Origin of the sequence: Terrabacter sp. Root85, assembly GCF_001429185.1 — a bacterium.
Classification (GTDB): domain Bacteria; phylum Actinomycetota; class Actinomycetes; order Actinomycetales; family Dermatophilaceae; genus Terrabacter.
Map to the genome: position 1 here is coordinate 1 of NZ_LMIW01000009.1, position 21,974 is coordinate 21,974.

Annotated in this window: 24 protein-coding genes; 17 read left to right on the plus strand and 7 right to left on the minus strand. The window is 71.2% G+C overall.

The window, feature by feature from the left end; genetic code table 11:
* Window positions 1-26 precede the first annotated feature (26 nt).
* Window positions 27-1,306 (minus strand): IS3 family transposase gene (locus ASE25_RS12235; RefSeq protein WP_369793485.1). Its coding sequence is split into 2 segments (ribosomal slippage): window positions 27-982 and window positions 982-1,306, totalling 1,281 coding nucleotides; the frame shifts between segments, so codons are not numbered across the junction.
* Between the two features lie 260 nt (window positions 1,307-1,566).
* On the opposite strand from ASE25_RS12235, the gene ASE25_RS12245 reads away from it, so the two are divergent.
* The 5 genes from ASE25_RS12245 to ASE25_RS12265 are packed head-to-tail and all read left to right on the plus strand — an operon-like array spanning window position 1,567 to window position 5,866.
* Window positions 1,567-1,824, plus strand: coding sequence for a hypothetical protein (locus ASE25_RS12245; RefSeq protein ID WP_157623416.1), 258 nt, complete (start codon window positions 1,567-1,569; stop codon window positions 1,822-1,824).
* A 49-nt stretch (window positions 1,825-1,873) separates the two neighbouring features.
* Entirely contained in the window at window positions 1,874-2,620 is a 747-nt protein-coding gene (locus tag ASE25_RS12250; RefSeq protein ID WP_235508667.1) for an NTP transferase domain-containing protein, read from the plus strand.
* 48 nt (window positions 2,621-2,668) lie between these two features.
* Complete coding sequence (locus ASE25_RS12255) at window positions 2,669-3,556, plus strand: MoxR family ATPase (RefSeq protein ID WP_056825789.1); 888 nt, start codon at window positions 2,669-2,671, stop codon at window positions 3,554-3,556.
* Window positions 3,553-4,704, plus strand: a complete 1,152-nt coding sequence (locus ASE25_RS12260) for a VWA domain-containing protein (RefSeq protein WP_082622852.1) — start codon at window positions 3,553-3,555, stop codon at window positions 4,702-4,704. Before ASE25_RS12255 ends, ASE25_RS12260 begins: the two co-directional genes overlap by 4 nt.
* Window positions 4,697-5,866 (plus strand): XdhC/CoxI family protein, encoded by a 1,170-nt coding sequence (locus ASE25_RS12265; protein WP_056825790.1) that lies wholly within the window; start codon window positions 4,697-4,699, stop codon window positions 5,864-5,866. Before ASE25_RS12260 ends, ASE25_RS12265 begins: the two co-directional genes overlap by 8 nt.
* 34 nt (window positions 5,867-5,900) lie before the next feature.
* Here ASE25_RS12265 and ASE25_RS12270 read toward each other — a convergent pair whose 3' ends face one another.
* The gene (locus tag ASE25_RS12270; protein ID WP_056825792.1) at window positions 5,901-6,335 is read right to left on the minus strand and encodes a DUF309 domain-containing protein; all 435 of its coding nucleotides are present in this window, start codon (window positions 6,333-6,335) and stop codon (window positions 5,901-5,903) included.
* Between the two features lie 76 nt (window positions 6,336-6,411).
* Window positions 6,412-6,912: a cupin domain-containing protein gene (locus ASE25_RS12275; protein WP_056825794.1), complete on the minus strand. Its 501-nt coding sequence runs from the start codon at window positions 6,910-6,912 to the stop codon at window positions 6,412-6,414.
* A 73-nt stretch (window positions 6,913-6,985) separates the two neighbouring features.
* Between ASE25_RS12275 and ASE25_RS12280 the strand changes: the two genes are divergently transcribed.
* Entirely contained in the window at window positions 6,986-7,597 is a 612-nt protein-coding gene (locus ASE25_RS12280) for a TetR/AcrR family transcriptional regulator (protein WP_056826225.1), read from the plus strand.
* A gap of 5 nt (window positions 7,598-7,602) precedes the next feature.
* Here ASE25_RS12280 and ASE25_RS12285 read toward each other — a convergent pair whose 3' ends face one another.
* Complete coding sequence (locus ASE25_RS12285; protein WP_056825797.1) at window positions 7,603-8,115, minus strand: PaaI family thioesterase; 513 nt, start codon at window positions 8,113-8,115, stop codon at window positions 7,603-7,605.
* A gap of 84 nt (window positions 8,116-8,199) precedes the next feature.
* Here ASE25_RS12285 and ASE25_RS12290 point away from each other — a divergent pair, with 84 nt between their 5' ends.
* From ASE25_RS12290 to ASE25_RS12305, 4 genes are all read left to right on the plus strand, one after another.
* The gene (locus tag ASE25_RS12290) at window positions 8,200-8,937 is read left to right on the plus strand and encodes a FadR/GntR family transcriptional regulator (protein ID WP_056825798.1); all 738 of its coding nucleotides are present in this window, start codon (window positions 8,200-8,202) and stop codon (window positions 8,935-8,937) included.
* Window positions 8,937-9,764, plus strand: coding sequence for a sterol desaturase family protein (locus tag ASE25_RS12295; protein WP_056825801.1), 828 nt, complete (start codon window positions 8,937-8,939; stop codon window positions 9,762-9,764). Before ASE25_RS12290 ends, ASE25_RS12295 begins: the two co-directional genes overlap by 1 nt.
* A gap of 85 nt (window positions 9,765-9,849) precedes the next feature.
* Window positions 9,850-10,419: an NADPH-dependent FMN reductase gene (locus tag ASE25_RS12300; RefSeq protein ID WP_056775113.1), complete on the plus strand. Its 570-nt coding sequence runs from the start codon at window positions 9,850-9,852 to the stop codon at window positions 10,417-10,419.
* A 136-nt stretch (window positions 10,420-10,555) separates the two neighbouring features.
* The gene (locus ASE25_RS12305; protein ID WP_056825803.1) at window positions 10,556-11,350 is read left to right on the plus strand and encodes a trypsin-like serine protease; all 795 of its coding nucleotides are present in this window, start codon (window positions 10,556-10,558) and stop codon (window positions 11,348-11,350) included.
* A gap of 208 nt (window positions 11,351-11,558) precedes the next feature.
* On the opposite strand, the gene mgrA is transcribed toward ASE25_RS12305, so the two are convergent.
* The gene (gene mgrA / locus ASE25_RS12310; protein WP_056825805.1) at window positions 11,559-12,602 is read right to left on the minus strand and encodes an L-glyceraldehyde 3-phosphate reductase; all 1,044 of its coding nucleotides are present in this window, start codon (window positions 12,600-12,602) and stop codon (window positions 11,559-11,561) included.
* Between the two features lie 206 nt (window positions 12,603-12,808).
* Here mgrA and ASE25_RS12315 point away from each other — a divergent pair, with 206 nt between their 5' ends.
* From ASE25_RS12315 to ASE25_RS12335, 5 genes are all read left to right on the plus strand, one after another.
* Entirely contained in the window at window positions 12,809-13,336 is a 528-nt protein-coding gene (locus ASE25_RS12315) for a (2Fe-2S)-binding protein (protein ID WP_056825807.1), read from the plus strand.
* On the plus strand, window positions 13,333-15,819 hold the full coding sequence (locus ASE25_RS12320) for a xanthine dehydrogenase family protein molybdopterin-binding subunit (protein WP_056775103.1): 2,487 nt from the start codon (window positions 13,333-13,335) through the stop codon (window positions 15,817-15,819). Before ASE25_RS12315 ends, ASE25_RS12320 begins: the two co-directional genes overlap by 4 nt.
* A complete protein-coding gene (locus tag ASE25_RS12325; RefSeq protein WP_056825809.1) occupies window positions 15,816-16,673 on the plus strand; it encodes a xanthine dehydrogenase family protein subunit M in 858 nt (285 codons plus the stop codon). The genes ASE25_RS12320 and ASE25_RS12325 overlap by 4 nt, the downstream gene beginning before the upstream one ends.
* 7 nt (window positions 16,674-16,680) lie before the next feature.
* On the plus strand, window positions 16,681-17,469 hold the full coding sequence (locus ASE25_RS12330; RefSeq protein ID WP_056825811.1) for an SRPBCC family protein: 789 nt from the start codon (window positions 16,681-16,683) through the stop codon (window positions 17,467-17,469).
* 113 nt (window positions 17,470-17,582) lie between these two features.
* Window positions 17,583-18,236, plus strand: coding sequence for an NAD(P)-dependent oxidoreductase (locus tag ASE25_RS12335; protein WP_056825812.1), 654 nt, complete (start codon window positions 17,583-17,585; stop codon window positions 18,234-18,236).
* 140 nt (window positions 18,237-18,376) lie between these two features.
* Here ASE25_RS12335 and ASE25_RS12340 read toward each other — a convergent pair whose 3' ends face one another.
* Window positions 18,377-19,330: an ornithine cyclodeaminase family protein gene (locus ASE25_RS12340; protein WP_056825814.1), complete on the minus strand. Its 954-nt coding sequence runs from the start codon at window positions 19,328-19,330 to the stop codon at window positions 18,377-18,379.
* A 1-nt stretch (window position 19,331) separates the two neighbouring features.
* Entirely contained in the window at window positions 19,332-19,661 is a 330-nt protein-coding gene (locus ASE25_RS12345) for a hypothetical protein (RefSeq protein WP_056825817.1), read from the minus strand.
* A gap of 160 nt (window positions 19,662-19,821) precedes the next feature.
* Here ASE25_RS12345 and ASE25_RS12350 point away from each other — a divergent pair, with 160 nt between their 5' ends.
* Window positions 19,822-21,195: an L-serine ammonia-lyase gene (locus ASE25_RS12350; RefSeq protein ID WP_056775085.1), complete on the plus strand. Its 1,374-nt coding sequence runs from the start codon at window positions 19,822-19,824 to the stop codon at window positions 21,193-21,195.
* A 238-nt stretch (window positions 21,196-21,433) separates the two neighbouring features.
* Entirely contained in the window at window positions 21,434-21,922 is a 489-nt protein-coding gene (locus ASE25_RS12355; protein WP_056825819.1) for a hypothetical protein, read from the plus strand.
* The last annotated feature ends 52 nt before the right edge of the window (window positions 21,923-21,974 follow it).

The following is a 21,974-nucleotide window of genomic DNA, read 5'->3' on the forward strand; positions in this document are numbered from 1 at the left end:
TGAACCGCCCCGGTGAGTCGGGAGACTCAGTGGTTTGAGAGCTCCAGATCCTGCTGGGCCTCGTTTTGAGCGTAGTAGGCCGCTTCGAGGTCGACCGGTGGGATGTCGCCGCAGTACTCGTAGAGGCGGCGGTGGTTGAACCAGTCGACCCACTCGGCGGTCGCGATCTCGACGGCGTCGAGGGTGCGCCACGGACCGCGTGGTTTGATCAGCTCGGTCTTGAACAGGCCGTTGATCGACTCGGCCAGCGCGTTGTCGTAGGACGATCCAACCGAGCCGACCGACGCGGCGATGTTCGCCTCGGCCAAGCGTTCGGTGTAGCGGATCGCAGTGTACTGCGACCCGCGATCCGTATGCGCCACAACGGAATCCAGCGAATGACCCTCACGTTCCCGCGTCCAGACGGCCTGCTCCAGCGCGTCCAGGACCAGCTGGGTAGACATGCTCGACCCACACCGCCAGCCGATGATCCGCCGCGCGAACGCGTCAACGACGAACGCGACGTACACCCATCCCGCCCATGTCGACACATAGGTGATGTCGGCGACCCAGAGCCGATTCGGAGCGAGCGGGGCGAAGTCGCGCCGGACCAGGTCACGCGCCCGCGGGCCGGCCGGGTCCGCGATGGTGGTGCGCTTGACCTTCCCGCGGACCGCGCCGGTCAGGCCGTCCTCGCGCATGAGTCGTTCGACCGTGCACCGGGCCACTGGGATCCCTTCGCGGTTGAGCTGGAGCCACACCTTCCGCGCGCCGTACACCCCGTAGTTGCCGGCGTGGACTCGTCGGACCTCGTTCAGCAGCAGCGCATCCCGGTGCTCACGAGCCGTGGCGGGCCGGTTCACGTGCGCGTAGTACGTCGACGGGGCGATCGGCAGCCCGTGCTCGCTCAGCACGGTGCAGATCGGCTCGACACCCCATCGCAGGCCACCGTTGTCGCACTCCTCACGGTGCCCTGCGTGCTCGCGGATGAACTCCACGATCAGCGGGAGGGCCGGTCGAGCTCGGCTCCGAAGAAAGCCGCCGCGGCCTTCAGGATCGAGTTCGCGCGGCGTAGCTCGGCGTTCTCTCGTCTCAACCGTTTGACCTCGGCCGACTCCTCGCTGGTGACGCCCGGACGGGCGCCTTGGTCGACCTGGGCTTGGCGCACCCACTTGCGGACGGTCTCTGCGGTGCTCACCCCGAGCAGCTGCGCGACCTTCGTCATCGCCTCCCAGTCCGTGGCGTGATCGCCGCGGATCTCCTCGAACATCCGCACCGCCCGAGCCCTCAGCTCAGGCGGGTACCTCTTGGACGTGTTCCCCGGCATGACTCCAACCTTCCCAAGGTTTGGAGTCTCCCGACATGCCGGGGCGGTTCACCCGAGCCCTCAGCTCAGGCGGGTACCTCTTGGACGTGTTCCCCGGCATGACTCCAACCTTCCCAAGGTTTGGAGTCTCCCGACATGCCGGGGCGGTTCAGATCGGCAAGTTCTCGTAGGACTGGAGGTGGACTTCGATGACCACCACGAACCGAAGCCAAAGCGTCTGTGGCACAGAGTCCTTCACCGCAGGCGCCACGCCCGCGGCAGTGAGGCAGCGTGGTCCGGCGCGCATTCGACGCCGCGCCTCGATCGCCCTCTTCGTCGCCATGGCGGCTCTGGCAGTGCCACACCCGGCGGCCGCGCTCGTGCCCATCCCGCCCGCGCCGGTGAGGTTCCCGATCGCGGACGTCGGGCACGCCATCCTGACGCTCGCCGAGCAGTACACGCAGGCGCCGCTCACCGACAAGGGCCCACTCCACAACGAGATGGTGCTGCTCATCAACATGGGGCACGCGGCGATCTGAGCAACCCCGCCTCAGCAAACAAGTGCATCCCGCCGGGTAGGTTCCGGATGTGAGCGAGAGCGACACCGCACCCCACCCGGCTGCCGTGCATGGACGGGCGGCCCACGGCCGCGGGCTCGTCCTTGCTGCCGGTGCCGGCAGGCGCATGGGCGGCCCCAAGGCTCTGGTTCGCCGCCACCCCGATGAACCGACGCTCGTCGAGCGCGCCGTCTCCCTGCTCCACGCCGGCGGCTGCTCCGGAATCACCGTCGTCGTCGGTGCCGCCGCCGAAGAAGTGACGGCGATCGTCACCGCCCTTGGCCGAGATGTCGACGTCGTGACTTGCCCCGACTGGGACGAGGGCATGGGCGCCTCCCTCCGCGCCGGACTGACCGCCCTCACTCGCTCCACCCATGAGGGCGAGGGCTGCGTCGACGCCGTGCTCGTCACCCTCGTCGACCTCCCGGACCTGACACCCGAGGTCGTCGCAAGAGTCCTCGACGCCCCCGGCCATGTCGACAACGCCCACTCACCGCACCCCGACCCCGACGAGCACGCCGTCGAGCTCCACAAGACAACCACCGCCCCCACCAACCAGGAGCTCCGAGCGACCCTGCGCCGCGCGGCATACGACGGAGTCCCCGGACACCCGGCGCTCATCGGGCGCGACCACTGGGAGCAGGTCATCGCCTCGGCGACCGGCGACCACGGAGCCCGCCACTACTTCCGCACCACCCCTCACGAGCTCGTCGAGTGCGGCGACCTCGCGACGGGCCGCGACGTCGACACCCGCGAGGAGCTCGACACGTCTCGCTGAAGAGGCCCTCCGCTTCCGCAACCCCCGTTCATGAGTGATGCTCAGGGGATGGATCACCTGTTCAACAGTGCCGACGACGTCACGACCGCCCTGGGCGGCACGGGCTATCTCGCCGACGAGGCGCTCGCGACGATCACCTTCCTCGCGACCCGGCTGAACCGCCCGATCCTGCTCGAGGGCGAGCCCGGCACCGGCAAGACCGCTCTCGCGGAGGGCCTCGCCCAGGCGCTGGACCTCAAGCTGATCCGCCTCCAGTGCTACGAGGGCATCGATGCGACGCAGGCCCTCTACGACTGGGACTTCCCGCGCCAGATCCTCCACCTGCGCACCGTCGAGGCCCTCAGCCGCGAGGAGCACCACGACGCCAAGGCGCTCGAGGCCGAGCTCTTCGACGAGCGCTTCCTCCTCGCCCGCCCCGTGCTCCAGGCCCTGCGCGAAGCCCCCTGCGTGCTGCTCATCGACGAGATCGATCGCGCTGACGACGAGTTCGAGGCCTTCCTCCTCGAGGTCCTGAGCACGTGGCAGGTGACGATCCCCGAGCTCGGCACCATCGCAGCCAAAACCCCGCCGATCGTCGTCCTCACCTCCAACCGCACCCGCGAGCTGCACGACGCGCTCAAGCGCCGCTGCCTCTACCACTGGATCGACCACCCCGGCCTGGCCCGCGAGCTCGAGATCGTGCGCACGCGCCTGCCCGAGGTGAGCGCCGCGCTCGCCGAGCAGGTCGTCACCCTCGTCCAGCGCCTCCGCACGGGCGGCGAGCTCATCAAGCCCCCGGGCGTCGCCGAGACGCTTGACTGGGCGCGCGCCCTCGAGACCGTCGGCGCCACCCGCCTCGACGCCGAGGTCGCCGCCGCCACCCTCGGCGCCGCCCTGAAGTATCGCGAGGACTCCGAGCGGATCCGCGCCTCGCTCGACAAGCTGCTCACCGCATGACCCGAGACCTCACGCCCGCCGCGCGCCCCGCCGCAACCACCCGGCCCCAGACCGAGCCCGACGTCGACGAGCTGCTCCTCGGCTTTGCCCGCGCCCTGCGCGCCGCCGGCATCAACGTCACCGCCGACCGCGAGCGCACCTTCCTCGTCGCTGCGGCCACCGTCGGCATGGGCGAGCGCACCGGGGTCTACTGGGCCGGCCGCTCGACCCTCACGTCCACGCCCGCGGACTTCCCGGCATACGACGAGCTCTTCGAGCGCTGGTTCGGCGGCGAGTCCATCCCGCAGGGACGCCGCGTCGACATCCAGCGCCCGCCCGTGCGCCAGGCGCCCCTCGGCGACACCGAGGGGGAGGCCGGCGACGGCGACGCCGACACGATCCAGGCCAAGGCGAGCGCGCAGGAGGTGCTGCGCCACCGCGACGTCGCGAGCCTCAGCGCCGCCGACCGCGCCGCCGCCGCGCGCCTCTTCGCGAGCCTCGACCCGCGCTCGCCGCTGCGCCGCGCCCGCCGCCACGTCCGCGCGAGCAGCGGCACCGTCGACGGCCCCGCCACGCTCCGCGAGCAGCTGCGCCGGATGGGCGAGCCCGGCCGCATCCACCACCGCCGCCGCGGCACCCGCCCGCGCCGCATCGTCCTGCTCATCGACGTCTCCGGCTCCATGAGCCCGTATGCCGACAGCCTCCTCCGCCTCGCCCACGTCTTCGTGCGCACGGTGCCCCACGTCGAGGTCTTCACCATGGGCACCCGCCTGACCCACGTGACTCGGGCGCTCACCGAGCGCGACCCGGACCGCGCGCTCGCCGCCGCCGGACGCGTCGTCCCCGACTGGTCGGGCGGCACCCGCCTCGGCGAGGCCATCGGCGCCTTCCTCGACCGATGGGGCCGGCGGGGTATGGCCCGGGGCTCCGTCGTCGTTGTCTTCTCCGACGGCTGGGAACGCGAGGGTCCGGAGGTGCTCGGTGAGCAGATGCGAAGGCTGGGCGCCCTCTCGCACCGGGTCGTGTGGGCCAACCCGCACCGCGGGAAGGTCGGCTACGAGCCGGTGCAGCAGGGGATCGTCGCGGCCCTGCCGCACATCGACGACTTCGTCGCTGGGCACTCGCTCGCGGCGTTCGAGGAGCTGATCGAGGTGGTGGCCCGTGCGTGAGGTGATGGACGAGCTGATGCAGTGGTGGTCGGCCGGCGAGACCGTCGGCGTCGGCACCGTCGTCGGCACGTGGCGCTCGGCGCCACGCCAGGCCGGCGCCTCGATGCTCGTCGGCCCGGGCGGCGAGGCCGTCGGCTCGGTCTCCGGCGGCTGCGTCGAGGGCGCCGTCTACGAGCTGAGCCAAGAGGTCGTCGAGACCGGCCGGCCGGTGCTCCAGCGCTACGGCGTCAGCGACGACGACGCGTATGCCGTCGGGCTGACCTGCGGGGGCATCCTCGACGTCTTTGTCGAGAAGGTCTCCCGCGAGACGTTTCCCGAGCTCGGCGACGTCGCCGACGACATCGCGACCGGACGGCCCGTCGCCGTCGTCACCGTCATCGAGCACCCCGAGCCGACGTGGGTCGGCCGCCGCGTCGTCGTGCACGCAGAAGACGAAGGCGACGACGACACCTCCGTGCTCGGCTCGCTCGGCAGCGGGCGCGCGGACGATGCCGTACGCGATGACGCCCGTGGCCTTCTGGCACAGGGCCGCTCGGCCATCCTCACCTACGGCCCCGACGGGGAGCGTCGCGGCGAGGGGATGCGGGTCTTCGTCGCCGCGCACGCCCCGAAGCCGCGGATGCTCGTCTTCGGCGCCATCGACTTCGCCGCGGCCGTCGCGCGGGTCGGCGGCTTCCTCGGCTACTACGTCACCGTGTGCGACGCCCGGCCCGTCTTCGCGACGAAGACGCGCTTCCCCGGCGCCGACGAGGTCGTCGTCATGTGGCCGCACGACTACCTCCAGAACGAGGTCGACGAGGGCCGCATCGACAGCCGCACCGTCATCGCCGTGCTCACCCACGACCCGAAGTTCGACGTGCCGCTGCTCGAGGTCGCGCTCCGGCTGCCCGAGGTCGCCTACATCGGCGCGATGGGCTCGCGGCGCACCCACGAGGACCGGCTCGAGCGGCTGCGCGAGGCCGGCCTCACCGACGACGAGCTGGCCCGGATGAGCTCACCGATCGGCCTCGACCTCGGTGCCCGCACCCCCGAGGAGACCGCGGTCTCGATCGCGGCCGAGATCATCGCGCTGCGGTGGGGCGGCGCCGGCGAGCGGCTCGCCGCGACCGAGGGCCCGATCCACCACCATCATCCCGCGCACGACAACCCGCTCGGCCACTGAGCACTCCGCTGTCGGCGGCGCCGCCGTCGGTCGGCTACTGCGAAGCGACCCGGTCACGCGCGCAGGAGACGACGGCCGTGAGGTCGAGCCCGTAGGTGGGACCCCCGCTCGCGGCATACTGCTGGAGCCGGTCGACGCCACGGTCGAGCAGCCGGTGAGCCCCGACCTCGTTGCCCCGAGCGGCGTGCGTCAGGGCGACGCAGAGCTGGGCGAGGCCCTGCCAGAGGTCACGCTCGCCATCGGGCCCGGCCTTCCAGCGGGCCTCGAGGACCTCGTGCGCCGAGAAGGGTCGCCCCTCCTCGACGAGGGCCTTGGCCGCAGTCAGGCTCTCGTGCGGCGGGAGTGGCTCCTCGGAGACCGGCTCGACACCTTCGGCGCCATACGGCAGCGGCCGACCGAGAGCATCGCGCGGTCGCTCCTGGCGGGGTCGCCCGGCCCCGTCGCGGTCGCGGTCGCTCGCGCCGGTCACCGCAGGTTCCGCTGGACGTGACGTCGGATGGGCAGCCTCATACGCCCACCGTAGGCCGTGCCCTCGCGGTCCGGTCCTACCCGTCGACCCGCGACGAGAACGGCGGCGGGCCGAGCAGCTCGATGCCGCCGTGCTCGCGGGCCGAGGCCGCGATGCGGTCGAAGTCGACCACCCCCGTGCTCGTCGCGGCGTCGATGGGCTCGCTGGCCCCGAGGTAGAACGCCTCGCACGTCCCTGGTGTGTGCAGGCACAGCATCCGCGCGCCCTCCGAGCCGACGAGGAACGCGTGCGGCACTCCGGCCGGTGCGAGCGCGACCCCGCCTGCCGTGACGCGGTGGTCCGTGCCGTCGAGGTGGACGAGCAGCTCTCCCTCGAGGACGACGAGGGTTTCGTCGGCGGGATGGGTGTGGAGCGGCGTGGCCTTGCCGGACTCCATCGACATCTCACACAGCAGGAAGGTGCCGCCCGTGTCCGCAGCGCGCGCCAGCCAGGTGTGGACCCCGCCGCCGTAGAACCACCGCCGCTCGGCGTCGTCCGCGTTGCGGACCAAGGACGGGACCATCTCGGTAGCGCTCATGTCGCGCCTTCTCTCGTCGGCGGCAGCATTTGGTACTGCCGTACCAAATTGAGACTGACGTACCATGTTCAGCATGTCAACCCCCTACGAGCAGGGCGGCTACGTCAACCCCAAGCGCCGCACGAGGCAGGCCCTCGTCACTGCCGCGCAGGACATCGTCGCCAACGGCCGCGCGCCCAAGGTCGAGGAGGCCGCCGCCGTTGCAGGGGTCTCGCGCACGACGGCCTACCGCTACTTCCCCAACCAGGCAGCCCTGCTCGCAGCAGCACACCCGGAGGTCGCAGCGCCCACGCTGCTCGACGCCGACGCCCCCGAGGACGTGGCCGTCCGGCTCGACGCGGTGGTCGTCCGTTTCGTCGAGCTCATCTTGTCGACCGAGGCGCAGCAGCGCACGATGCTGCGCCTGTCCCTCGACCCCGATCCCCAGCGTCGAGCCGACCTCCCGCTCCGGCAGGGGCGGGCCATCGGCTGGATCGAGACGGCCCTAGAGCCGCTCCGGGCCGAGCTCGGCGAGGACGCCATCCACCGCCTCACGCTGGCCGTCCGCAGCGCCATCGGCATCGAGTCCCTCGTCTGGCTCACGGACGTCGCGGGTCTCTCCCGCGAAGCCGCAGCCCGGACGATGCGCTGGTCCGCGGCGGCCATGCTCTCGGCAGCGCTCGCGGACGGCGGCCCGCTGGGCTGAGAGGCTCAGGTGCGAGGGCGCCAGCGCTTCCAGACGGCGGTCGCTTGCGCGCGCACCTTGCCGTCGAAGTGCAGCTCGACCGAGACCGTCATCTGCGGCTCGTCCGACTCGGTGACGGTCGCGAAGAGCTCGACCTCGTCGTGCAGGGGAGCAGGTCGCAGGTAGCGCACGTCGAGCCCGGCCGTGACGTAGGAGAGGTCGGCGCCCGGCAGCGGCGGCCAGCCCCGGCGCTCGGCCTCGAGCATGACGGCGGCCGCGCTGTGGCAGTCGAGGACCGTGCCGATGATGCCGCCGTTGAGGTGGCCGAGGCCGTTGTCGTGCTCGGGCCACGGCGTGAACGCCGCCGTCACCCCTGCGCATTCACCACCGCCACTGCTGTCACCGACGGGATAGCTCTTGAGCTGGAGCCCCTTCGGGTTGCCCTGCCCGCAGCCGAAGCACGGGAGGTTTGGGTAGAGCCGCTCCTGGATGCTGAGCGCGGTCGCAGCCACGGCGGTGTCGACGTCGGTGTCCGGCATCCGCCCAACCTACAAGCGTGCGTCCGGTCACGAATTGGTCCAACCTCTTGATGAGTTGACGCGCCCGGTGTCATCCTCGACGACATGAGTCAGAGTGGATTCAGCCCCGTCCCGCGACGGTCGGTCTCCGACGAGGTCTTCGCCGAGCTGCGCGACGCCGTGCTCACCGGCCGCTTCGCCCCCGGCGACTCGCTGCCGCCCGAGCGCGAGCTCGCCGCCTCCTTCGCCGTCAACCGGCACGCCGTCCGCGAGGCCCTCCAGCGCCTCCAGCTCGCCGGCTTCGTCCGCGTCGTCCACGGCGGCGGCACGACGGTCCTCGACGTGCGCAGCACCGCCGGCCTCGACCTGCTCGCCCACCTCGCCCGGTCGGGCGACGGGCTCGACCCGATGATCCTGCGCGACGGTCTCGAGATGCGCCGCTGCATCGGCATCGAGGCCTCCCGGCTCGCCGCGACCCGGGCCGCCGAGCCGGCACGCGCGAGCGTCGTGGCGGCAGCGGCGGCATACGGCTGCCCCGACATCGACGACGCCGACCGCGACTTCTGGCTCGCCGTCGTCGAGGCGAGCGGCAACCTCACCTTCCGGCTCGCGCTCAACTCGCTCGTCCACGCCATCGACGGCAGCCCCGACGTCATGGACGCGCTGCTCGCCGGCGACCGCGCCGACCTGCTGCCGCACGCGCCGCTCGCCGAGGCCATCGCCACCGGTGACGCCGCCGAGGCCGCGCGCCTCGCCGACGCGATCCTCACCCAGGCCGTCGACGTGTGGGCCTCGCTCACCGACGACGGTCGCACGCTCGACCCGATGACCAAGGGGGCGTGATGGTCGACATCATCGTCACGGCGATCCCCTTCTTCATCGTCTTCATCGTCATCGAGGTGCTGTCGCTGTGGCTCGCGCCCGACGACGACGAGGTCGGCTACGAGGTCCGCGACACCGTCACGAGCCTCACGATGGGCATCGGGAGCGTCGGCGTCGGGATCCTCTACAAGGCATCCCAGCTCGTCGTCTACGCCGCGTTGTATGCCGTGACGCCCCTGCGCCTCGACACCTCGCTGTGGTGGGTGTGGGTCGTCATCTTCTTCGCCGAGGACCTCGCCTACTACTGGTACCACCGCGCCCACCACGAGGTGCGCATCCTCTGGGCCAGCCACGTCGTGCACCACTCGAGCCAGCGCTACAACTTCTCGACGGCGCTGCGCCAGACGTGGACCCCCTTCGGCGGCATCCCGTTCTGGGCGCCGCTCGCGCTCCTCGGCGTGCCGGTCTGGGCGATCTTCCTCCAGCAGTCGATCTCGCTGCTCTACCAGTTCTTCCTCCACACCGAACGCGTCGGGAAGCTCTGGCGCCCAGTCGAGTTCGTCATGAACACGCCCTCGCACCACCGCGTTCACCACGGCATGAACAACGCCTACCTCGACCGCAACTACGGCGGCATCCTCGTCATCTGGGACCGGCTCTTCCGTTCCTTCGAGCCCGAGGGCGAGCGCGTCGTCTACGGCCTGACGAAGCAGCTGCGCACCTACAACCCGCTCGTCGTCGCTACCCACGAGTACGCCTCGATCTGGGCCGACGTCCGCGGCGCCCGCTCGTGGCGCGACCGGTGGGGCTTCGTCGCCCGCGGCCCGGGCTGGCAGCCCCGCACCTGAATCCGCACGGCTGGCCGAGGCCCGCCCTCAGGGCCACGATGGAGGGATGGGCGCGGCCCCCGCTCCCGGACCAGGAGGACCCATCGTGAGCACGTACAAGGTCGGCTACTTCGTCGGCAGCCTGTCATCGGCGTCGATCAACCGGACGCTGAGCAAGGCCCTGATCCGCCTCGCACCGAAGGACCTCGAGTTCGCCGAGATCCCCATCGGCAACCTCCCGCTCTACAGCCCCGACTTCGACGCCGACTACCCGGCCGAGCCGCGCGCGCTCAAGGAGGCCCTCGCCGCGTCGTCGGCCGTCCTCTTCGTCACGCCGGAGTACAACCGGTCGATCCCCGGCGCGCTGAAGAACGCCATCGACTGGGCGTCGCGCCCGTGGGGCCAGAACTCCTTCAACCACGTGCCCGCCGCCGTCATCGGCGCCTCGCCCGGACAGATCGGCACCGCGCTCGCCCAGCAGAGCCTGCGCGGCGTCCTCAGCTTCTGCAACGCCCGCCAGATGACCTCGCCCGAGGCCTACGTCCGACTCGCGCCCGGGACGATCACCGACGACGGCGACGTCACCGACGAGTCGATGAAGACCTTCCTCACCGACTTCATGCAGGAGTTCCGCGACCACATCGAACGCGTCCTCACGGTGCTGCCCCGCCACTGAGTGCCACACCGGGCCCGATGCCTCGGATCGGTTGGACGAAGAGGCACCTGCGGGCCGTGTGCCGGGTTACCGTGGCGGGACCTCGGGGGAACGAGCCACGCGCTTCGGCGCGCCCGCCCTCGAAAGGTCAACTCACATGAAGAAGATCTGGTTCGCGCTCGTCGCGACCCTCGCCCTGCTGCTCGGGGCGTCCGCGCCCGCGGGTGCCGTCACCAACGGCACGCTCGACGGCAACGGCCACCCCTACGTCGGGCTCATGGTCGCCCAGGACGCCGCCGGCAACCCCCTGTGGCGCTGCTCCGGCACGCTCCTCAGCCCCACCGTCTACCTCACCGCCGGTCACTGCACCGAGGCTCCCGCTGCCCACGTCGAGATCTGGTTCGCCGCTGACGTCGAGCACGGCATCCCCGGCAACGGCTACCCGCGCAACGGCGACGTCGGCGGCACGCCGCACACGATCCCCTCGTTCGACACGGACGCGTTCTTCCTCCACGACGTCGGCGTGGTCGTGCTCGACACGCCGATGCCCATGTCGACCTACGGCGCCCTGCCCTCGACCAACCAGCTCGACGCCCTCAAGCCGAGCCGCGCGACGACGTTCACCTCGGTCGGCTACGGCCTCCAGAAGGCCTTCCCCGACGCCGCCGCGTGGAAGGAGTCGGCGCTGCGCATCCGCATGGTCGCGCACCCGCACCTGCTGCAGATCAACACCGGCTTCACCGGCCCCCAGTCGCTGCTGCTGTCCAACAACGCCAACACCGGCGGGACGTGCTTCGGTGACTCCGGAGGCCCGAACTTCCTCGGCACGAGCAACGTCGTCGCGGGCGTCACGTCCTTCGGGATCAACCCGACGTGCGCCGGCACCGGCGGGGTGTTCCGGGTCGACCGGCCCGACGTCCTCGCGTTCGTCAACGGCTTCCTCGCGGACTGACGACCGCACGCGGGCCCGCAGCCAACAGGCACCACCTGGGTATGCCGTGTCGCCGGCCCCGCTCGGAAGCTGCTCCGTTTTAGGGAGCAGCTTCCGAGCAGCACGGCGGGGTCAGGACAACCGGCCCACACCTCGACCCACGTCCGTGACTCCGGGCCGGCGGCTGGGACCGCGCGCAGGCGCGGTCCCAGCGACACGGCATACGCCATCAGTGGGCGCTGGAGGTCTTCCAGAGGTTGATGCCGCCCTCGACCGCGTGCTGGTCGATCGTGTCGAGCTCCTCCTGCGAGAAGTCGAGGTTGTCGAGCGAGCCGAGGCTGTCCTCGAGCTGGGCGACCGAGGAGGCGCCGATGAGCACCGACGTGACGCGCTGGTCGCGCAGGATCCACGCGAGCGCCATCTGCGCGAGCGACTGGCCGCGCGACTGCGCCATCCCGTTGAGGGCACGGATGTGCGTGAGGTTCTGCTCGGTCAGCAGGTCGGTCGAGAGCGACTTGTCCTGCGACGCGCGCGAGCCCTCCGGCACCCCGTTGAGGTACTTGCTCGTGAGCATGCCCTGCGCGAGCGGGCTGAAGGCGATGCAGCCGACACCCTCGTCGCCGAGCACGTCGAGCAGGTCCTCCTCGACCCAGCGGTTGAGCATCGAGTAGCTCGGCTGGTGGATGAGCAGCGGCGTGCCCATCGACCGCAGGATCTCTACGGCCTCGCGAGTGCGCGGACCCGAGTAGGAGGAGATGCCGGCATACAGCGCCTTGCCCTGGCGGACGGCCGTGTCCAGGGCGCCCATCGTCTCCTCGAGCGGCGTCGTCTCGTCGAAACGGTGGGAGTAGAAGATGTCGACGTAGTCGACGCCCATCCGGGCGAGGGACTGGTCAAGGGAGGACAGGACGTACTTGCGGCTGCCACCGCCCTGACCGTACGGGCCCGGCCACATGTCGTAGCCGGCCTTCGTCGACAGGATCAGCTCGTCGCGGTAGCGCTTGAAGTCCTGCGCGTAGATCGCGCCGAAGTTGCGCTCGGCGCTGCCGTAGGGCGGTCCGTAGTTGTTGGCGAGGTCGAAGTGCGTGACGCCGAGGTCGAACGCGCGGCGCAGCGTCGCGCGCTGGCGGTCCAGCGGGACGTCGTCGCCGAAGTTGTGCCACATCCCGAGCGAGACGGCCGGCAGGTCGAGCCCCGAACGGCCCGTGCGGCGGTAGGTCATCGAGTCGTAGCGGCTGCGCGAGGCCTGGTAGTCGTCGGCGTGAAGAGTCATGCGACCCAGTCTCGTCCCCCTGGCGTATGCCGCCAAAAGCCGGGTCACGCTGTGGCCGCGACATCGCCCGGCTGGGGATCCGCTGCGGATGCTCTGCGGATGTGGAGGGTTCTCCCCGTTGCCCTTGTGCAGTAGTTGAACGCGAGTCAGACTGCGCGTGGGGAAGTCAACGATGTCAACTGCAGCGTGGCAGGAGGACCGACAGCATGACCCGAATCAACATGACCGTCGACGGGGTGAGCTACTCCGATGAGGTCGAGCCCAGGACCCTTCTGGTCCAGTACCTTCGCGAGAGCCTGGGGAAGACCGGAACCGTCATCGGATGCGACACGAGCAACTGCGGTGCCTGCACCGTGCACCTCGACGGCACCAGCGTGAAGTCGTGCAACGTCCTCGCCGTCCAGGCCGACGGCCACGAGGTGACGACGATCGAGGGGCTCGCCCAGAACGGTGAGCTCCACCCGGTCCAGCAGGCCTTCCACGAGTGCCACGCCCTCCAGTGCGGCTACTGCACCCCCGGCATGATCATGCAGGCGTGTGACGTCCTCAAGAACAACCCCGACCCCAGCGAGCAGGAGATCCGCGAGGGTCTCGAGGGCAACCTCTGTCGCTGCACCGGCTACCACAACATCGTCAAGGCCGTGCAGCAGGCGGCCGGCACGATGAGCTCAGCCAGCTCAGCCAGCTCGGCCAGCGCAGCAAGCCCGGCGAGCTCGCAGGCGGTGTCGTCATGACGATCACCGAGGACCGCCCGGCCGACGCGCCGACACCCGAGATCGGCAAGTCGCGCACCCGCAAGGAGGACCAGCGCCTCATCACCGGACGCACCCGGTGGACCGACAACATCCAGCTCCCCGGCATGCTGCACCTCGCCATGGTGCGCAGCCCCTTCGCCCACGCCACGATCAGCGCGATCGACACCTCCGAGGCCAAGGGATCGTCCGGCGTCGTCGCCGTCTTCACCGGCGAGGACCTCAAGGACATCCAGGGCGTCAACATCACCGCCTGGCCCGTCTCCGCCGAGCAGAAGAGCCCCGACCACCTGCCCGTCGCCGTCTCGCACGTCGCGCACGCCGGTGAGATCGTCGCCGTCGTCGCCGCCCGCACGGCGGCCGAGGCCCGCGACGCCGCCGAGCTCGTCGACGTCGACTACGACGAGCTGCCCGCGGTCCTCGACCTCAAGGAGGCCGCGAAGGACGAGGTGCTCGCCCACCCCAGCCTCGGCACCAACACGAGCGCCACGTGGCAGCTCGACTCGGCCGGACAGGGCTCCGGCGGCGACATCGAGGAGGCCATCGCCACGGCCCGCGAGGGCGGCATCCTCATCGAGCGCGAGTACCGCCAGCAGCGGCTCATCCCCGCCTTCATGGAGCCGCGCTCGACCGTCGTCGACCCGACCGGCGAGCAGGTGACGATGTGGTCGTCCACGCAGGTGCCGCACGTGCTGCGTTTCTGCATCGCCGCCACGACGGGCCTGCCCGAGTCGAAGATCCGCGTCATCGCCCCCGACGTCGGCGGCGGTTTCGGCGGCAAGCTGCAGACGACCCCGGAGGAGTTCGCGACGCTCGCCGTCGCGCGGAAGCTCAGCAAGGCCGTCAAGTACACCGAGACCCGCTCCGAGACGATGGTCTCGGGCCACCACGGCCGTGACCAGTGGCAGAAGCTGACGCTTGCCGCCGAGAAGGACGGCCGCGTCACCGGCCTCAAGGTCGAGCTCATGGCCGACCTCGGGGCGTATGCCGCGCTCGTCGGTGGCGGCGTGCCGGTCCTCGGCGCGTGGATGTTCAACTCGATCTACAAGTTCGCGTCGTACCAGTTCAACCTGACGAACTACTACACGAACAAGACGTGGGTCGACGCCTACCGCGGCGCCGGCCGGCCCGAGGCGACGTATGCCATCGAGCGGCTCATGGACGAGCTCGCGGCCGAGGTCGGGGTCGACCCGCTCGAGATCCGCGAGAAGAACTGGATCACCCACGACGAGTTCCCGTTCACCACGGTGGCGGGCATGACGTACGACTCGGGCAACTACGAGGCGGCCACGGCCAAGGCCAAGGAGCTCTTCGGCTACGACGAGCTGCGCGCGGAGCAGAAGCAGCGCCGCGAGAGCAACGACCCGGTCCAGCTCGGCATCGGCATCTCGACGTTCACCGAGATGTGCGGCCTCGCGCCGTCCCGCATCCTCGGCGCGCTCAACTACGGCGCCGGCGGCTGGGAGAGCGCCAGCATCCGGATGCTCGCCACCGGCACGGTCGAGGTCATCACCGGCGTCTCGCCGCACGGCCAGGGCCACGAGACGGCGTGGAGCCAGATCGTCGCCGACAAGCTCGGCGTGCCGTTCGAGAACGTCGAGGTGCTCCACGGCGACACGCAGATCGCACCCAAGGGCATGGACACCTATGGCTCGCGCTCGCTCGTCGTCGGAGCCGAGGCCGTCGTCCGGGCCGCCGACAAGGTCATCGAGAAGGCCAAGGTCGTCGCGGCCCACCTCCTCGAGGCGAGCGTCGACGACATCGAGTTCTCGGCCGGGACGTTCGGCGTCAAGGGCACCGACAAGGGCATCTCGATGCCCGAGGTGGCGCTCGCGACGTGGACCGGCCACAACCTGCCCGACGGGATGGAGCCGTCGATCGACGCCGACGCCACCTTCGACCCCGACAACTTCTCCTTCCCGCACGGCACCCACCTGTGCGCGATGGAGGTCGACACCGAGACCGGGGCCTCGACGATGCGCAAGTACGTCTGCGTCGACGACATCGGCAACATCATCAACCCGCTCATCGTCGAGGGGCAGGTCCACGGTGGCCTCGTCCAGGGCATCGCCCAGGCCCTCTGGGAGGGGGCGGAGTACGACGACCAGGGCACCCTCGTCACCGGCTCGTTCGTCGACTACACCCTGCCGACGTCGGCCGACACGATCAGCTTCATCACCGACCACACCTACTCGCCGTCGACGTACAACTCGCTCGGCACCAAGGGTGTCGGCGAGGCGGGCTGCATCGCCTCGACCCCGGCCGTCGTCAACGCCATCGTCGACGCCGTGCGCTCGTTCGGTGTCAACGACATCCTCATGCCGTGCACGCCCGAGCGGGTGTGGAAGGCGATCCAGAAGGGCCGTTCGGTGCCCGGCGAGGGCGAGCGCGACGCGCAGCCGCACTTCGACGAGGGCGTGCCCAACCAGGATCCCGGCGCCGCGGCCGAAGGGAGCCAGGCATGATCCCCGCACAGTTCGACTACCTCGCACCGACGTCGGTGGCGGACGCCGTTGCAGCGCTCGCCGAGCACGGTGACGACGCCAAGGTGCTGGCCGGCGGCCAGTCCCTGCTGCCGATCCTGCGCATGCGGCTGAACGCACCCGGGGTCGTCATCGACCTCGGCCGCATCCCCGAGCTCCAGGGCGTCTCCGAGGACGGTGACCACCTCGTCATCGGAGCCATGACGACGTATGCCGCCGTGCTCGCCTCCGAGGCCGTCACGACCCACGCGGCCCTGCTGTCCAAGGCGATCGCGACCGTCGCCGACCCGCAGATCCGCCACCGCGGCACCATCGGCGGCGCGCTCGTGCACGCCGACCCGGCCGGTGACGTCGGTGCGCCGGCGCTCGCGCTGGGCGCCGAGCTCGTCATCGCGGGCGCGGACGGCTCGACCCGCACCGTCGCGGCGGAGGACTTCTTCGAGGACCTCTTCGCGACAGCGGTCGGTGAGGGCGAGCTGCTGACGCAGATCCGCATCCCGAAGCACACGGGCTGGGGCGCGCACTACGAGAAGTTCGTCCGCGTCAGCCACCAGTGGTCGATCGTCGGCGTCGCGGCCACGGTGCGGAGCGAGGGCGGCTCGATCGCCGAGGCCCGCGTCGGCCTGACCAACATGGGCTCGACCCCGCTGCGGGCGCGCTCCGTCGAGGAGGCCCTCGTCGGGCAGCCGGCGACCGACGAGGCCGTCCGCGCGGCCGTCGCCTCCGTCACCGACGGCACCAACCCGCCGTCGGACCTCAACGGCGACGCCGACTACCGCAAGCACCTCGCCACGGTGCTGACGCGGCGTGCGGTCCTCGCCGCGGCAGGAGCGTGATGCCCGGATGGACCTGACGCACTCCTTCACCGTGCCGACCTCGGTCGACGACGCCTGGGCCCTCTTCATGGACCTCGAGCGCGTCGGCAGCTGTTTCCCCGGGGCGACCGTGACGGAGGTGACCGACGACGGCTTCTCCGGCACGGTCAAGGTCAAGCTCGGGCCGATCGCGCTCGTCTACTCCGGGTCGGGCTCGTTCGTCGAGCGCGACGACGCGGCGCACCACGCCGTCATCGAGGCCAAGGGCAAGGACAAGCGGGGCAACGGCACGGCCGGCGCCACCGTGACGATCACCCTGAGCCCCGACGGCGACGGCACCCGCGCCGACGTCGTCACCGACCTCGCGGTCACGGGCAAGCCGGCGCAGTTCGGCCGCGGCGTCATGCAGGACGTGTCCGACAAGCTGCTCAATGCGTTCGTCGCGTGCATCGAGAAGCAGCTGACCGGTCCCGAGGCGGCACCGGAGGCGGCGCCTGCTGCTGCTGCCGGCGCACCCTCCTCCGGCGGCTTCGTCGAGACGGCGTCGGACGCACTCGCGGCCGACACGGGGGCCCGGGTCGGTGCCGGAGTCGGTGCCGGCGTCGGCTCCACGACGGCCGCGCCGGTCACGACGGCGCCTGCAGCGGCGCACCGTCCGCCGGCCCCGCGCCGGGTCCCGGCCTCCGTCGAGGAGGACGCACCCCTCGACCTCGGTTCGGCAGTGATGCCCGTGCTGGTCCAGCGGTATGCCGGTTACGCAGCGGCTGCCGCCATCGGGGTCGTCATCGGTTGGCTCATCGGCCACCGGGGCGACTGACCCCAGCACGTGCAGCAGGCCCGGTCGCGCTCCCGACCGGGCCTGCGGCATACCTAAGGGGTCCGGTGGCGTTGGACCTGACGAGACCCCCGTCCCCGACCCCCAGGAGAGTCATGTCCCGCGTCATCCTCATCGGCGGCCACGGCAAGGTCGCGCTGCTCGCCGCCCCGCTGCTCGTCTCCGACGGCCACGACGTCACCTCCGTCGTGCGCAACCCCGACCACGTGGCCGACGTCGAGGCGACCGGCGCCTCGGCAGCCCTGCTCGACGTCGAGCACGCCACGACCGAGCAGATCGCCGACCTCGTGCGCGGCAGCGACGTCGTCGTGTGGTCGGCGGGCGCCGGTGGCGGCAGCCCCGAGCGGACGTATGCCGTCGACCGCGACGCCGCGATCCGCTCGATGGACGCCGCGGCGCAGGCCGGCGTCGGGCGCTACGTCATGGTGTCCTACTTCGGTGCCGGGCCCGACCATGGCGTCCCCGAGGACAACAGCTTCTACGCGTACGCCGAGGCCAAGGCCGCGGCCGACGAGCACCTCCAGGGCACCGACCTCGCGTGGACGATCCTGCGCCCGAGCGGCCTGACCACCGACGCGGCCACGGGTCACATCGAGACCGGTGCGGGCGTCGAGGCCGGCAAGGTCTCGCGCGACAACGTCGCCCACGTCATCCGCGCCGTCGTCGAGCACCCCGACACGACGGCCCGCCGCATCCTGCCCTTCAACGACGGCTTCCAGCCGATCGACGACGTCGTAGCAAGCCCCTGACCCACGCCCATCCCACTCGAGTGAGCACCCCGTCCCACTCGAGTGAGCGCCCCGTCCCACTTGTCCGCGTCGCATGTGACTGCCTACTCACTCGACTGTGACTGGGGGCTCACTCGACTGTGACTGCCGGCTCACTGGTGTCAGGCGCGGGCGAGGTGCTCGGCGATGACGAGGTCCTGCCACGCCATGCCGACGCTCTTGAAGACGTTGGGCCGGTCGGTCGTCCGCTCGACCCGGCCGTGCACGAGGTCGGCGAGCGTGTGCACGTCGGCCCAGTCGAGGGCGCCCTGCGCGGCGGCGAGGATGACGTCGCCCGCCTCGCGGTGCGCCGTGCCTATGTCCTCGACGACGACGAGCGAGCGCCCGAGCAGCGCCGACCCGAGCTCGCGCCGGTGCGGCTCGTGCGACCCGATGGCCACGACGCACGCGCCGTCCGCGACCCAGTCGTCGCCGAGCACCGGGGTCGCCGCCGACGTCGCCGTCACGACGACCTGCGCCTCGCGCACGGCTGCCTCGACCTGCGGGTCGTCGACGGTGAGCCCACGCGTCGTGAGCGGGTGCGTCGAGGCCAGCCCCGAGATCCGTTGCGCGGTCGCACGGGCCGCGTCCTCCCGGCGACCGACGACGGTCACCGAGGTCGTGTGCCGGATGGCGAGCAGCGCCTCCGCGTGACCGAGTGCCTGAGGCCCGCTGCCGAAGATGACGGCCGACTCGACCTCCTCCGGGGCGAGCGCGTCGATCGCGACGGCGGACACCGCCGGGGTGCGCAGCGACGTGACGGCCGTGCCGTCGACGAGCACCGACGGGGCCAGGGTGTCGGCGTCCATGAGGACGTAGACCGCCTGGATGCGGTCGAGCCCGCGCGCCGGGTTGCCCGGTGCGACGGTGAGCACCTTGACCCCGGCCACGCGGCCGTTCGTCGACGGCATGACGAGCAGCTGCCCGCGGCCGTCACCGACGTCGGCGACGAGCCTTGCCGGGTCCGACGCCGGGTCGAGGCCGTCAGCGAGCTCGCGACGGATGAGCCTGCGGGCGCGGTCGGGGGAGAGGCTCCGGCGCACGGCGGCGGCGTCGACCCAGCGCGGCTGCTGCACCTCAGTCCTCGCCCGCGCTCGAGCGGGCGCGCTCGACCCGCACCGGGTCGCCACCGGCATCCGTGAGGGTCGCGAGGTGGGTGCGCAGCTGCCTGGCGAGCGACCACTGGGTGACCTCGTGGGTGATCGAGCGCACCCAACCCGGGTCGACGGCATACGCCAGCGTCAGCACGACGAGCGTGCCGTCTCTCTCGGCGTCGAAGCGCCAGGTGAGGGGCTCGGGGGTCACGTGCGGGGGCAGTCGGAGGGCCGGCTCACCCACGGACGCGGCCAGCGCCCGGGCGACGGACGGCGGGAGCGGGACGTGGACATCGGCACTGACCTGGGGCACTCCTCGACTGTAGGTGTCAGCGCTGGGAGCCGCCCGTCCGCCCTGCGCCGGGGGAGCGGATCCACGCATGTGCGTGGGGGTGCCCCCGGGACGTAGGCTCGAGCGGATCGCCCACCACCCCGGGCGGCAGCCGTCAACGACGACACGAAGTCAGGACTCCATGGCGCTCAGCGTTTTCGATCTCTTCTCGGTCGGCATCGGGCCGTCGAGCTCGCACACCGTCGGTCCGATGCGGGCCGCCGCCCTCTTCGCGGAGCGGCTGCGCGACGAAGGAGTCATCGACCGGGTCGCCCGGGTGCGCTCGCAGCTCTTCGGCTCGCTCGGGGCCACCGGGCACGGGCACGGCAGCGACAAGGCCGTCCTCCTCGGCCTGACGGGCGAGCGGCCCGAGCTGTGCGACCCGCGGGCCGTCGAGGGCCGCCTCGCCGAGATCCGCGCGACCAAGCGCCTCCGCCTGCTCGGCGAGCACGAGATCGACTTCATCGAGCTCGAGGACCTCACGCTGCACCGCCGCAAGACCCTCCCGCTGCACCCCAACGGCATGACGTTCACGGCGCTCGACGCCGACGGCGCGACCGTCGCCGAGCACACGTACTACTCGGTCGGCGGCGGCTTCGTCGTCGGCGAGGACGCCGACGGGTCGACGAAGATCGTCGAGGACTCGACGCCGGTCGCGCACCCCTTCCGCACCGGTGACGAGCTGCTCGCCCACTGCAAGGAGACGGGCAAGTCGATCGCCCGCATCATGCTCGAGAACGAGCTGTCGTGGCGCACGGAGCAGGAGGTCCGCGACGGCCTCCTCGAGATCTGGCGCGTCATGAAGGAGTGCGTGCGCAACGGCATCGCCACCGAGGGCGTGCTGCCCGGCGGTCTGCGCGTGCGTCGCCGCGCTCCGGAGCTGGCCCGCCGCCTCTCGCTCGAGGCCAACAGCGACGACCCGCTGCGCGGCATGGACTGGATCACCCTCTACGCGCTCGCCGTCAACGAGGAGAACGCGTCGGGTGGCCGCGTCGTCACCGCCCCGACCAACGGCGCGGCCGGCATCATCCCCGCGGTGCTCCACTACTACGCGAACTTCGTCAACGGCGCCGACCGCGACGGCATCGTCCGCTTCCTGCTCACCGCCGGCGCGATCGGCGTCATCTACAAGGAGACCGCCTCGATCTCCGGTGCCGAGGTCGGCTGCCAGGGCGAGGTCGGCTCGGCCTGCTCGATGGCGGCCGCCGCGATGGCCGCCGTCATGGGCGGCACGCCCGAGCAGGTCGAGAACGCCGCCGAGATCGGTATGGAGCACAACCTCGGCCTGACCTGCGACCCCGTCGGCGGCCTCGTGCAGATCCCGTGCATCGAGCGCAATGCCATCGCCTCGGTCAAGGCCATCACCGCGGCCCGCACCGCGTTGCGCGGCGACGGCTCGCACGTCGTCTCGCTCGACAAGGTCGTCAAGACGATGCGTGAGACCGGTCGCGACATGAAGGTGAAGTACAAGGAGACCGCGCGCGGCGGTCTCGCCGTCAACGTCATCGAGTGCTGACACCCGGGACGGGCGCTCACGACCGCCGTACGCGGCCCGGCCACGCAGCACCGGGAATGTCCCGGTATGCGTGCAGGACGGTCTCAGGCTGGGACGTGATCCTCCGAGTTTCCTGACAGTTGCGGCCTTTTCGTCTCTGGAGACGTGCTTCGGAGCACCGTGGAGAGTGGCGCCGAAACGGCGTCGCCCGGCGACCTCGGGGGCCCTGCGCCGGCTTCAACAGGGAAAAGGGGAAGTCATGCGTTCACTGCGCAGCCGTGCCGTCGTGGCCGGCATCACCGCACTGGGCACGATCGGACTGGCATCAGGAGCCGCCTTCGCGGCACCGGCGAGCGGGGGGACCGAGCACTCGTCGTTCCCCGCGGTGGGTGCCGTCTTCGAGTGCAGCGCCCCGACGGGCGACATCACCGCGACGAGCGGCACCGTCGACATGGTCGACCACTGGAACGTCGACGCTCGTGGGGTCTTCCACGAGACCGGGACCGTCCACACGAGCGGCGTCACGCTGCAGGGGTCGAACGGTGACCGCTACACGGTCTCGGGGGCCTCGTGGTTCGGCGGAAAGGTGTCTGCCGGGGGCGCGCCGCTCGTCTTCACCGACACCGAGCACTGGGTCCTGCACGACGTCACCTCCGGCGGGAACGTCAAGGTGCAGATCGTCAGCCACTGGTCACCCGGTTCGAGCTTCACGTGGGACAAGGGCACCTGCTCCGCTCCGGAGGGGTGAGCGGAAAGGCCTGCCCGGGCGCCGCCGCGTCCCGCCGAGGGGCGTGGCGGCG